Origin of the sequence: Paraburkholderia haematera, assembly GCF_905220975.1 — a bacterium.
Lineage (GTDB): Bacteria > Pseudomonadota > Gammaproteobacteria > Burkholderiales > Burkholderiaceae > Paraburkholderia > Paraburkholderia haematera.
In genome coordinates this window covers 157849-171199 of record NZ_CAJNBK010000002.1, presented here as the reverse complement: position 1 = coordinate 171199, position 13351 = coordinate 157849, and the positions used below count along the sequence as shown (strand labels likewise).

The window sequence follows — 13351 nt, the reverse complement described above, 5'->3', positions numbered from 1 at the left end:
TACGAAGGGGTTGCTGGGATTACTCCGACTGAATGCCGCCCACCTGGCGGACGGATGCCATGCTTTCCGGCGCGAGGTCCGCGACGATTTCGAGGAAGCTCATCGTCACGAGGCGCCGCGCGCGCAGCAGCATCAGGGGCACGGGGCTCGACGGTTCGTGGCGCTCGTAATACGCGCAGAGTTTGTCGAGCAGGCGTGTGACGTCGTCGCGGCCGGTGATTTCATCTTTGCGTGCGGGAGCGCTTGCGCCGGGTTGAGCGGTGTCGCCGGTGTCCGCGGCGGCCGTATCGTCCACATCTGCCGCATCGACCGCCTCAAGCGGCGCGCGGCGCTGCAAGCGCTGGGTCGTGAAATCGCGGGCACGTTTGAGCAGCCGGGTAAGCTCGGTGAGATCGATCGCGCGCGCGGCGCCCACCCGTTCCGTGAGTTGCGATTCGATATGTTCGATGCGCGCGCAAGCGTCGTCGAGTACGGCCGCCTGCTGCCGCAGCACGCTGAGATCGACGTTCAGGAAGATCCCTTCGATCAGCGTCATCGTTGGCGCTTCTTCGCCGTCCGGGGCCTGCATCTCGCCGTTGGCGATTTCGATGTCGCGCAGGCTGACGCGTCCCGCCACGCCGTCGTCGACGAGCGGCGCGGCCTTCAGCGCGCGCAAAACGGTGGTGGGTTCGATCAGGGTCGAGAGCGCGTTGACGCGCATCGTCGGATCGTTGCCGTCGTCCGGATCGAGTTGCGGATGCACGTGGTCCCAGTTCGCATCGAGCAAACGGTCCAGCACCACGAGAGCCTGCGTGAACCCGGCGATGCCCTCGGTTTCGAGCATCGCGCGGCTCAGGTGAATGGCCACGCGCAGATCGCGCGTGCGGGCGAAGAGTGCGAGGCAGGCTTTGCGGATTGCCTTCCAGTCAGGCGGCTCGCCTGCAATCACCGTCGCGCCGAACTGCGCCTCTTCCTTGCCCTTGGCGAGTTCTTCGAGTTCGAGAAAAGCCGCGTCGTATTCCAGGTCGCTGCCGCAGGGCGCGTCCACGGATAACTCGGTCAGGATTGCATCGGCATCGAACACGGCCACCCCTTCTTCTGATCGTGGGGTGAATTATTGAGATGCTGCGTTTCCCAAACGTTTCCGTGGTCAAGTCAGGCGTCACCGTCTGGAAATGCGCAGGGGAAAGGTACCCTGGCCATGTCTCGGCTAAATTACTTGCGACGGTTTTTTTGCGGTACTCGCTCCCCCATAAACGCGTTGTGGACAGCGAGTGCTCCGGGCAGATTTTATGATGCAAACTGGAAGGTGGATGACTTATGCCGTCTCATTGGAGTTTCGACATTTCGATGGCCACACCCACGTCGTAGTATCCGACTCCGTGCATAATCCCGATCCCACTGGCAGCGCCTTGTTGAACGCCAAACGCGTTTAACGCGCGATTCCAGTTGCTTGAGGGATTACCGCCGTACAAGTGCCGGTAATTCAACTGGATGTTGAAGCGCCACGTTCCATTTCCCAGCCCGTTCTCCTGTAAATCGATCAGGCGCGTCATGCAAGCTGGCACATGGTTCGCTTTGAGCTCTGGCATCAGGGATGTGCAAGGGCTTCGATTCAAAATGATCAACAGATCATAGGTTCCGTGAGCTATCGCGCCACTTGTTGTCCGTGCAACGAGAGCGGCAATGAGGTTATCTTCCGCGTGCCCGTTGAGGTTGCTTTGGAATTTCCCCAGATCGAAGGTTTGTCGAGTCCCCTGGCTATACAGTTCGGCTACACAATAGGTGGTTTGAGCTATCCATTCGTTGTCGCTAAGGTCTTGCATAAGAACACTCCTGGTTGACGAGGTCACGGCGTGGCCAATATCGCCGTGGATAGTCGGCGCCTGCGCGCCAGTCTTTGCTTAGGATGACTTTTGAATCCGCTAACCATTTGAATCTGCCCAGTCTCAGCGCCCCTTGATATCGCACGGACCTATGCATACCAACACTTTCGTCCGCGAACGATACACTTGCACGACGTGTCCGGTTTAGCGCTACCGCTTGCTCACATCCGGCACATCCACACCCGCCGTGCGCGCGACGTTGTACCAGCGGATCGATTCCGCGTAATCGCGTGGTACGTCTCCTGAACCGTTTCCGTAGATGTCGCCTAACTGCTTCGCCGCCTGACCGCTGCCGCCACGCGCCGCGCGTTTGTAGAGCCGTACCGCGTCGTTGAGCTTGCCCTCTCCTTGCAGCTTCGCCGCCTGCGCGAGCAGATCGGCGGACGAGACTTTCGGTTCCGTGGCAGCGGGTGACTCGATCGGCTTGGCGGCGAGCGTGGGCGCGGTCGTGCTGGGCGATGTTGCCTGTGCGTTTGCCGCGTTTGCCTGCGAAGGTGCGGGTGGCACAGACGTCGGGGCGGCATGCAACGCCACGGCGCTGCTAACCGGCGCAGCAGGTTGTGCAGAGGTCGTACGTGACGTCTGCGCCGCTGCTGCGGCCGTCGATGCCACCGTCGGCGCAGCATTCGGCTTGGCGGTTTTACTCGCGCTCACCAGCGCTTCTGAAGCGCGGCTCTTCGCCAGTGCTTCGCGTGCGCGGCGCTCGGCGTCGGCAGCGGATGCGGCCTTCAGACGCGCGGCTTCGCGCTGCGCCGTGTTCGCGCTGCTTGTGGTACTTGTCGTGCTGGTCGTGCTTGCGGTGCTTGCGCTGCTCGTGGTCACGGCCGGATTCGTGGTGCCCGAGGCGCTCGCATTGCCCGTCCCACTCGCGGATGGAGTCTGCGCAACCCGCGCGTCGGCGCCAGACGCGGCGCCCTGCGATGCGGAAGCGTCCACGGGTTTTCCAGCCGCAAGCGATGGCCCATTCGCATTGCCCGGCGGCGCCACGTTTGCCGTAGCCCCACCACCGCTCATCGGCGTTGGCGCGCTCTGCCGAAGCATGAAGTACCCGCCACCGCCCACGGCCAGCACCGCCACCGACGCGACAGCGATCAGCGCATTTTTGCCCCGTTTCTGCGGGACAGGCGCAACCCGCACCGATCCGTCGCCCGAGGCCGCCGGCATACCAGGCTGGCCCGGCCGATCAAGCGCAAGCCGCGTGCCCCCTTCCGCCGCCCCCTCGCCACGCACACCGCTCCGCGAGGCCCCCGAATCATCCCCATGCAGCTTCGCCAGCTTGCGTCGCGCCAGATCCGCGTAGGTGCCATTCGGAAACTTCGCGATATAAAGCTCGAATTCGTCCGGATCGCTGCTGTCCTTGATCGTCTTCCAGAACTCGATTTCGACCGCGCTCGAATCGTTCGCGATGCGCGTGCCGCGTGCCGCGCCGGTTTCGCCCGGCGGTCGCGCACGCGCCGCGGCCACCGCGAGCAGGGTCGCTTCGTCTTCGTCGATCGCCTGACCCGCTAGCGCGCGCTGCAGATCTTCCTTGAACGCCCGTGCGTACGGGTAGCGCTCTTCAGGATTCTTCGCGAGCGCACGAAATACGATCGCGTCGAACACCGGGTCGAGTGCCGGGTTCTGCACCGACGGCGGCACCGGGTCGTCCTGGATAATCTGCCGCTGCACGGCCCAATGACCGTCGCCGACAAACGGGCGCTTCAGGGTCAGCAGCTGATACAGCACGATTCCGACCGCGAAGATGTCCGAGCGCGTGCCGACCGGGTTGCCCATTGCCTGCTCGGGTGACATGTAGCTAGGCGTCCCAACCATCGTACCGGCCTGGGTGCCGTCGCTGCCGGTATCCGACAAACGCGCGACGCCGAAGTCGGTCAGCTTGACGCGCATCTGCGCATCGAGCATGACGTTCGCCGGCTTCACGTCTCGATGCACGATACCCTGCTCGTGCGCATAGCCGAGCGCATCGAGCAATTCGCCGGTCATGCGCACCGCGTCCTTCACGGCGAATTGCGTGCCCTTGTCGAAGTACGCCTTGAGCTCCTCGCCGCGGATCAGTTCCATCACGATATAGGCGACGTTGTTCTCTTCGCCGAAATCGAACACGCCGACAATATGCGGATGACTTAGCCGCGCGACGGCCTGCGCCTCGCGTTCGAAGCGCACCTGATATTCGGCCGCCATCTCCGGATCGGAGAGCTGACTCTTGAGAATGGTCTTGATCGCGACAGGCCGGTTCAGCTTCGGGTCGACGCCTTCATAGACCACGCCCATCGCGCCGCGCCCGAGCACGCGCTTGATCTGGTACCTGCCGAGTTGTTGTAGCTCTTCCATCGCTGCGACCGCTCAAGGCGGCGTGCCCCCCATGAAAACGTGCGGAAGATCAATCGACTCGCCGGACTCGCGCGCCCGGCGCTGCCAGTACACGGCACACGCATAATCGCGTGCGACGTCGCCCTCGCCGCCGTACAGGTTGCCCAGACGTTTTTGCGCGGGGCCATAGCCCGCAACGGCTGCAACGCCGTACCAGCCGAGCGCGTCTTCCTGCCGGCCGGCCGCATCGTAGAGCTGTGCGCAGTGATAGGCCGCGAGCCGGTCCAGTGAGGCGCTGGGTGCCGCGGCGCAGCGCGCGTCGTCCATGTGCGCAAGCGGCACGCGGTGCGATGCCTCGGTTGTTTTCCTCGGTAGGTGCGTGGGCGTCGGCAGCGGGTAGCCGGGCGAGCACGCGACTTGTGGCTCCGCGTTGGCGGTGACGGCAAAGGCAGTGGAAAATGCAGTGACAGCGGCCGTGAACCACCATGCGGAAGCGGCGAATGCGGGCCAAATAGTCCGCGTCAAGAACGTCGCTGGCAGCGACGTTGGCAGCGACTTTGCAAGCAGCGTCGCAACGAATTGCGCGAGGGACCTCAGCGGCGAGTTCACGGACAAATCTCCGCTGCACGCAACCGCACGCTCTCGTCGCGCGCTTCGGCGACGGCATGATCGGCGAGTTGACACGGCGCGGGCAGGCGCACCTCGAGGTCGCCCTCATGCGGATAGGTCTGAACCTGCTCGAGATCGCCGGCGAATCCGTATTTCACCTTCAGCGTGAATTCGTCCTCCTGATGCATCTGGTTCACCATCGCCGCCTGAATCCCCGCCTGCACCGAGGAAATCGCACTGATCAGCACGTTATTGCCGATGCACGGGCCCATATTGACGCGCGCGCAGTTGACCTTGTTGCCTATCGAGAAACGGGTCTGCTGGCCGTCCGGCAGCAGGAAAAATGCATCGTGGCCCGACACGAGCGACAGCTTGCCGACATTGTCCAAAGCGAATTCAGCCGGTCGCGCGGCGCCGATATTCTGGTTGTCTTTCGACGCGAGCGTGATGCTCTTCGCGGTCACCGACACCCCGCTCGCCGTGGTAACAAGACCACCCGCGACGATCGTCAGCGCGTCGCCGATCAGCGTGCCGCCGAAGGTGGTGGCCCCGCCGCTTGTCGTCGACAAGGTGCCGGCCGTGCCGGAGACCGTGAGCGCACCGCCCGCCGTCACGTTCATCGTGCCCGGCGTCGAGAGCGCCAACGCGAGATCCTGAGCGCTCGTGAGCGAGCCGCTCGCGGCGCGCGCCGTGACCAGTGCGCCGAAGGTGTTGGCCAGATCGAGGATCAGATTGCCGTTCGGCGTGCTGAGCGTGGTCGCGCCGCTCACCTGCAACGCGCCGGTCTGCGTGATATCGCCGCCCGCGCTCGCATTCAGCGACGTCACATTGGACGCACCGAAATTCAATGCGCCCGCACTGTTCACGCTGGCCGGACCGCCGCTCAATTGCAGCGCGCTGCCGAACTGATTGGCTTCGTTGAGCGTGATCGTGGCCCCTCCGGTCGTCGCGATCGAGGTCGTCCCGGTGATGGTCGCGGCAGCAGATTGCGTGACGGCGCCATCCGACTGCAATTTCAGATTCGCGAGCGTCGTCGTGCCGAGCTGGATGCCACCCGTATCGGCGGTGAGATTGAGCGAGCCGCCGCCGGTGAACGTTGCCGCGCCGGTGAAATGATTGAAGGCGTTGGCGGCGCTGAGCGTCGAGCCAGAACCGATGTCGAACGTGGCGCCGCGCACGTTGAGCGCGCCCGACAAGGTGTTCACGCCGCCGCTCGCAACCAGCGTGCTGCCATCGAGCAGGCTGAGGTTGTTGCCGAGCGTGGTGCCGGCGAGCGCGAGCGTGGTGCCGCCGTTCACCGTCGCGAGACCGCTGCCGAGCGAGCCGCCGGCGCCCACGGCCAGCGTGCCTGCCGTGATCGACGTGCCGCCGGTATAGCTGTCGACGCCGTTCAACGTGACGAGTCCCGCGCCCTGCTTGGTCAGCGACTGCCCCGTGCCGTTGTCGCGAATCACGCCGTTGACAGTGAGCGTTGCGCTCGACGCCGCCGATACCGCGCTGCCGCCGCTGCTCAATGTGATGGGCCCGTTCGCGACGCCATTGCCGGCTGTTGTTTCCAGCGTGCCGCCTGCCAGCGTGACGGCGTTGGCCAGCGTATTCTGCAGATCGAGCGAAGCGCCGCTGCCGACTGTGATCGCGCCGGCCGGCGCGCCTGCTGTGCCGCTGTTTTTCAGCGCAAGCGTGCCGGCCGTCACGGCGGTGCCGCCGGTATAGGTTTGGGTGGTGTCGAAGCTCAGCGTGCCGGCGTTCTGTTTGCTCACCGCGCCGCCGCCACTGATCTCACCGCCGAAAGTGCTGTCCGACGCCTGGTCGAAGACGAGATGTGTGCCGCCGCCAAGCGCAATATTGCCGTTGAGGCTGGCCGTATTGCCTTGCAGCGTGCCGCCGGTCACGCTCGTGCCGCCCGTGAAGCGGCTGATGCCGTTCAGCGTCACGAGGCCCGCCCCATTGATGGTCAACGCACCCGCCGATGTGCCGTTGCCGAGCGCGCCGTTGATCGTGAGTGCGGCGTTGCTGCCGGTCGCGAGGCTGTTGCTGCCGTTGAGCGTTACCGCGCCGTTCACGATGCCGCTCCCCGTTGTCGTCTCCAGCGTCCCGCCGTTCAACGTCACCGCATTCGCCAGCGTATTCTGCACATCCAACGCGGCACCGCTATCGACGGTGAGCGCGCCCGTCGTTGCGCCGGCCGTGCCGGTGTTCTTCAGCGCGAGTGTGCCGCCCGTCACGCTCGAGCCGCCGGTGTAGGTTTGGCCCGTGCCGATCGTCAGCGTGCCGCTATTCTGTTTCGTCACCGCGCCACCGCCGCTGATCGCGCCGTTGAAAGTGCCGTTCGATGCCTGGTCGAACACCAACCCCGTTCCGACGGCGAGCGCGATGTTGCCCTGCAGGCTCGTGGTATTGCCCTGCAGCGCGCCACCCGTCACCGTGGTGCCGCCGCCATAGCTCTGCGTGCCGTTGAACGTTAGCGTGCCGGCGTTCTGCTTCGTCACCGCGCCAGCGCCGCTGATCGAGCCGTTGAAGGTGCCGTTCGCCGCCTGATCGAACACCAGTGCCGTGGCGCCCGCAAGACCGATGTCGCCGTGCAGGCTACCCGCGTCGCCCTGGAGCGTGCCGCTCGCAACAGTCGTGCCGCTGCTGTAGGTGTTGAGACCGGTCAGCACTACTGTTCCCGATCCGCTGACAATCAGTGATCCTTGCGATGTGCCGTCGCCGACGACGCCGTTCACCGTCAGCCTGGCGCCACTCCCGGTCGCAAATGTATTGCTGCCGTTCAGTGTCACCGGGCCGTTCACGTTGCCGCTACCGGTTGTGGTCTCCAGCGTCCCGCTGTTTAACGTCACTGCGTTTGCAAGCGTGTTCTGCACGTCCAGCGCCGCGCCGCCACCGACCGTGATCGCTGAAGTGCCTGCCGTTCCGCTACCGGTCAGGGCCAACGTGCCGCCGTTGATTGTCGTGCCACCGCTGAAAGTATTGACGCCCGTCAGCACTACCGTGCCCGTGCCGTTCACGGTCAGCGCGCCTGCCGGCGCACCATTGGCAATGACACTGCTCACAGTCAGCGTCGCGCTATTGCCTGTCGAAAACGTGTTGCTGCCGTTCAGTGTGACGAGGCCGTTCACACTGCCGCTGCCGGTTGTTGTTTCCAGCGTCCCGCCGCCGTTCAGCGTCAACGCGTTTGCAAGCGTGTTCTGTACATCCAGCGCCGCGCCGCTGCCCACCGTGATCGCTGAAGTGCCTGCCACTCCGCTGCCCGTCAGCGTCAAGGTGCCACCCGTGACGCTCGTGCCGCCGCCGTAAGTCTGCGTCGTGTCGAATGTCAGCGTGCCGGTGTTCTGCTTCGTCACTGTCCCGGTGCCACTGATCGTGCCACCGAAGGTGCCATTCGACGCCTGATCGAAAATCAGTCCCGTCGAATTGTCCAGAACGATGCCACCTTGCAGGCTCGCGGTATCGCCCTGCAGTGCGCCGCCGGTCACCTTCGTGCCACCGCCATAGCTCTGCGGACCATTGAGCGTCAGCGTGCCCGTGTTCTGCTTTGTGACTGCGCCGGTTCCGCTGATCGTGCCGTTGAAAGTACCGTTCGATGCCTGATCGAAGACCAGCGACGCGTTGTTCGTAATGCTGCCCTGCAGGCTCTGCGCATTGCCTTGCAGCGTGCCGCCGCTCACCAGCGTACCGCCGATGTATGTGTTGACTCCGTTCAGCACCACCGTCCCCGGCCCGCTGACGGTGAGCGCATTCGGCGACGCGCCGCCGCTGACCGCCCCGCTTACCGTTAGCGTCGCGCCGGAACCGGTCGCAAAAATGCCGCTGTTGTTCAACACGACGGGCCCGCTCACTGTGCCGGTGCCAGTCGTTGTCTCCAGCGTCCCGCCGTTCAGCGTCACTGCGTTTGACAATATGTTCTGAACATCCAGCGCGGCGCCGCTGCCAACGCTGATCGCTGAAGTGCCTGCCGTTCCGCTCCCCGTCAGGGCCAACGTGCCGCCGTTGATCGTCGTGCCGCCACTGAAGGTATTGACGCCCGTCAGCGCCACCGTGCCCGTGCCGTTCACGGTCAGCGCGCCTGCCGGCGCACCATCGACAACGACACTGCTCACAGTCAGCGTTGCGCTATTGCCTGTCGAAAACGTGTTGCTGCCGTTCAGCGTGACGAGGCCGGTCACACTGCCGCTGCCGGTTGTTGCTTCCAGCGTCCCGCCGCCGTTCAGCGTCAACGCGTTTGCAAGCGTGTTCTGCACGTCCAGCGCCGCGCCGCTGCCGACCGTGATCGCTGAAGTGCCTGCCACTCCGCTGCCCGTCAGCGTCAAGGTGCCACCCGTGACGCTCGTGCCGCCGCCATAAGTCTGCGTCGTGTCGAATGTCAACGTACCGGTGTTCTGCTTCGTCACCGCGCCGGTGCCACTGATCGTGCCGTTGAAAGTACCGTTCGATGCCTGATCGAAGACCAGCGACGCGTTGTTCGTGATGCCGCCCTGCAGGCTCTGCGTATTGCCTTGCAGCGTGCCGCCGCTCACCAGCGTGCCGCCGGTGTATGTGTTGACTCCGCTCAGCACCACCGTCCCCGGCCCGCTCACGGTGAGCGCATTCGGCGACGCACCCCCGCTGACCACCCCACTTACCGTTAGCGTCGCGCCGGAACCGGTCGCAAAAATGCCGCTGTTGTTCAACACGACGGACCCGCTCACGGTGCCGGTGCCAGCCGTTGTCTCCAGCGTGCCGCTGTTTAACGTCACTGCGTTTGCAAGCGTGTTCTGCACGTCCAGCGCCGCGCCGGTGCCCACCGTAATCGCTGAAGTGCCTGCCGTTCCGCTACCGGTCAGGGCCAACGTGCCGCCGTTGATCGTCGTGCCGCCACTGAAGGTGTTGACGCCCGTCAGCACCACCGTCCCCGTGCCGTTCACGGTCAGCGCGCCTGCCGGCGCACCATCGACAACGGCACCGCTCACAGTCAGCGTTGCGCTAGTGCCAGTCGAAAACGTGTTGCTGCCGTTCAGTGTCACCTGACCGTTCACGAGGCCGCTACCGGTCGACGTCTCCAGTGTCCCGCCGCTCAGCGTCACTGCGTTTGCAAGCGTGTTCTGCACGTCCAGCGCCGCACCACTACCGATCGTGATCAAACCCGACTGCGCTCCGGCCGCGCCGCTACCCGTCAGGACCAAGGTACCGCCCGTGACGTTTGTACCGCCGCCATAACTTTGCGTCGTGCTGAACGTCAGCGTGCCGGTGTTCTGCTTCGTCACCGTCCCGGTGCCACTGATCGTGCCACCGAAGGTGCCATTCGACGCCTGATCGAAGACCAGCGACGCGTTGTTCGTGATGCTGCCCTGCAGGCTCTGCGCATTGCCTTGCAGCGTGCCGCCGCTCACCAGCGTGCCGCCGGTGTATGTGTTGACTCCGCTCAGCACCACCGTTCCCGGCCCGCTGACGGTGAGCGCATTCGGCGACGCGCCGCCGCTGACCGCTCCACTTACCGTTAGCGTCGCGCCGGAACCGGTCGCAAAAATGCCGCTGTTGTTCAACACAACCGTCCCGTTCACGGTGCCGGTGCCGGTCGTTGTCTCCAGCGTTCCGCCGTTTAGCGTCACTGCGTTTGCCAATATGTTCTGAACATCCAGCGCCGCGCCGCTGCCGATCGTGATTAAACCCGACTGCGCTCCGGCCGTGCCGCTACCCGTCAGGGCCAAGATACCGCCCGTGACGCTCGTGCCGCCGCCATAAGTCTGCGTCGTGTCGAATGTCAGCGTGCCGGTGTTCTGCTTCGTTACCGCGCCGGTGCCACTGATCGTGCCACCGAAGGTGCCATTCGACGCCTGATCGAAAATCAGCCCCGTCGAATTGTCCAGAACGATGCCACCTTGCAGGCTCGCGGTATCGCCCTGCAGTACGCCGCCGGTCACCTTCGTGCCACCGCCATAGCTCTGCAGACCATTAAGCGTCAGCGTGCCCGTGTTCTGCTTTGTGACTGCGCCGGTTCCGCTGATCGTGCCGTTGAAAGTACCGTTCGATGCCTGATCGAACACCAGCGACGCGTTGTTCGTAATGCTGCCCTGCAGGCTCTGCGTATTGCCTTGCAGCGTGCCGCCGCTCACCAGCGTACCGCCGATGTATGTGTTGACTCCGTTCAGCACCACCGTCCCCGGCCCGCTGACGGTGAGCGCATTCGGCGACGCGCCACCGCTGACCGCCCCGCTTACCGTTAGCGTCGCGCCGGAACCGGTCGCAAAAATGCCGCTGCTGTTCAACACGACGGGCCCGCTCACTGTGCCGGTGCCAGTCGTTGTCTCCAGCGTCCCGCCGGTCAGCGTCACTGCGTTTGACAATATGTTCTGAACATCCAGCGCGGCGCCGCTGCCAACGCTGATCGCTAAAGTGCCTGCCGTTCCGCTCCCCGTCAGGGCCAACGTGCCGCCGTTGATCGTCGTGCCACCGCTGAATGTATTGACGCCCGTCAGCACCACCGTCCCCGTGCCGTTCACAGTCAGCGCGCCTGCCGGCGCACCATTGGCAATGACACCGCTAACAGTCAGCGTTGCGCTATTGCCTGTCGAAAACGTGTTGCTACCGTTCAGCGTGACGAGGCCGCTCACACTGCCGCTGCCGGTGCTCGTCTCCAGCGTCCCGCCGTTCAGCGTCAATGCATTGGCAAGCGTGCTCTGCACGTCCAGCACGCCACCGCTGCCGACGGTAATCGCCGAAGTACCCGCTGTTCCACTTCCAGAAAATGCCAACGTGCCGCCCGTGACATTCGTGCCGCCGCTATATGCGTTGGCCTGGCTCAGCTCGAGCTGCCCGCCAGTCAACGTCAATCCACCCGAGCCTGAAATCGAACTGCCGCTTGCCTGGGTTATCGTCCCATTCGCATCCGTCAACCCGAGCGTGATCGATCCCGTGCCCGAACTCAGGTTGCCGAGCGACATGCCGCCCGTGCCGGCCACCATCGAAATATTGCCGCCGTCCGTCGACAGCGAAGACCCATTCATCACAATGGCGTTGCCGGCCTGAAGCGATATCGATCCCTGCGAAGACGGTGCAGTCGTCGTATTCAGCGCGAGGCTCGTGAGGAAGATGATGGAGTTCGCGGCCTGGAGCACGAGGTTGGTAGTCGACGAAAGCCCCACCAGCGTCGACGCCAACACATACGAATCACTGGCGCCCGCGACGTACGTACCGGTTCCCGACGCGAGGGTCCCGCAGGTGCCGGGGTCTGTCGCGACGATGCACAGGTCGAACGGATCGAGCAGCAAGGTGCCGCGCCGACCGTGCGGCGCGCTCAGGTCGACCGCGCCGTCCACAACGAACACCCCCTTGCTCGAAATCTCCGCGTTGCCGCCATCGCCGCCGTTGGTTCCGCCGCGCGACACGATCTGTCCGGAAAATCGTGTGCTGTCATTCGACCACACCACCACCTGCCCGCCATTGCCGGTATTCGTCGCGCTCGCGTCCAGCACGGCGCCTTGCGCGACGGTCGTCGTCGATGCGTTCTGCAACGGCCCCGCGCCATGCGCCGCGCCGCCCACCAGGATCGTGCCGCCGCCGACTGCGCCGGATGCGTCGAGCTTCGCCGAACCGGCGAGCGTCAACTGGTCGCCCGTCACCGTGATACTGCCGCCGTGGCCGCTTGCCCCCGCGCCGCTCGCGTCGAGCGTGCCACCGATCGAAACGATGCCGTGCGCGCCGCCGTTCAGCTGAATGTCTTCGCCGTTCGAAGCAATCGACGCCGCACGAATCACGCCGCTGCTGTTGATCACGGTATCGAGTGCGCTATCGCGCGCCTGCGCGCTCAACAGCACCGGGCCGCCGGAAAAAATAGCCCCGCTGTTGACGATCCCGGCCTTCAGCGCGCTCGCGTCGACGCTGACCGACAGCGGGCTCTCGGCATCCAGCGTCATGCTGACGCGATCGCCAGCAGCAAGCACGACGCCCGCGGTTGCGTTCACACTGCCCGCATTGACGATCTGCGGTGCGATGAAAACGACCGTGCCGTCGCGCGCCGTCACCGAACCCTGATTGACGATGCCGCCCGCCGAGCCGCCGTTCTGAAACGTATAGCGGCCAGCCAGAAAATCGCTATCCGAAATGCCGAGTGTCGAGGCGACAAAGCTGCCCGTGTTCACCGAGGCCCCCGGCGCGAACAACACGCCCGCCGGATTCACCAGAAAGACCTTGCCGTTGGCCGTCAGGCTGCCGAAGATGGAAGACGGCGACCCGCCTACCACGCGATTGAGCGCGACAGAGCTCGCGCTGGGTTGAATGAAAGTGACGCTGTTGCCGCTGCCGATCGAAAAATTCCGCCAGTTGATGATGGCGCTGTTGCTGCCCTGGTTGACCGTCATCTGCTGGCCGTTGGGCTGCGTCACCGTCACATTGCCGGACACCACCGTCGCGCCGCTCGGCAAGGTCTGCGCGAAACCAGACGCGCTCGCCAGCAATAACGCCGGGGCGAGGGTGAGGACGAGGGCGAACACGAGGACGCGCCCGCAGCGCCCCGCCAAAGCAGCGCGCGCGCAGCGTCGGCCTTCTTCAGCGCCATGATCGGAACAGCGCACCGGCCCCTTTGTCCACAG

Annotated in this window: 5 protein-coding genes; all 5 read right to left on the bottom strand. The window is 64.6% G+C overall.

Annotated elements, in window-relative coordinates; all coding sequences use genetic code 11:
• Positions 1-19 precede the first annotated feature (19 nt).
• The 5 genes from tssA to KHO23_RS05160 all read right to left on the bottom strand — a co-directional run bounded on the left by tssA (position 20) and on the right by KHO23_RS05160 (position 13252).
• Positions 20-1063 (bottom strand): type VI secretion system protein TssA, encoded by a 1044-nt coding sequence (gene tssA, locus KHO23_RS05180; protein ID WP_236066722.1) that lies wholly within the window; start codon positions 1061-1063, stop codon positions 20-22.
• A 244-nt stretch (positions 1064-1307) separates the two neighbouring features.
• On the bottom strand, positions 1308-1805 hold the full coding sequence (locus tag KHO23_RS05175; protein WP_211609964.1) for a hypothetical protein: 498 nt from the start codon (positions 1803-1805) through the stop codon (positions 1308-1310).
• A gap of 210 nt (positions 1806-2015) precedes the next feature.
• Positions 2016-4196: a serine/threonine-protein kinase gene (locus tag KHO23_RS05170; RefSeq protein ID WP_211609963.1), complete on the bottom strand. Its 2181-nt coding sequence runs from the start codon at positions 4194-4196 to the stop codon at positions 2016-2018.
• Between the two features lie 12 nt (positions 4197-4208).
• Positions 4209-4700, bottom strand: coding sequence for a sel1 repeat family protein (locus tag KHO23_RS05165; protein ID WP_211609962.1), 492 nt, complete (start codon positions 4698-4700; stop codon positions 4209-4211).
• A gap of 80 nt (positions 4701-4780) precedes the next feature.
• Positions 4781-13252: an autotransporter-associated beta strand repeat-containing protein gene (locus KHO23_RS05160; RefSeq protein ID WP_211609961.1), complete on the bottom strand. Its 8472-nt coding sequence runs from the start codon at positions 13250-13252 to the stop codon at positions 4781-4783.
• Between the last annotated feature and the right edge of the window lie 99 nt (positions 13253-13351).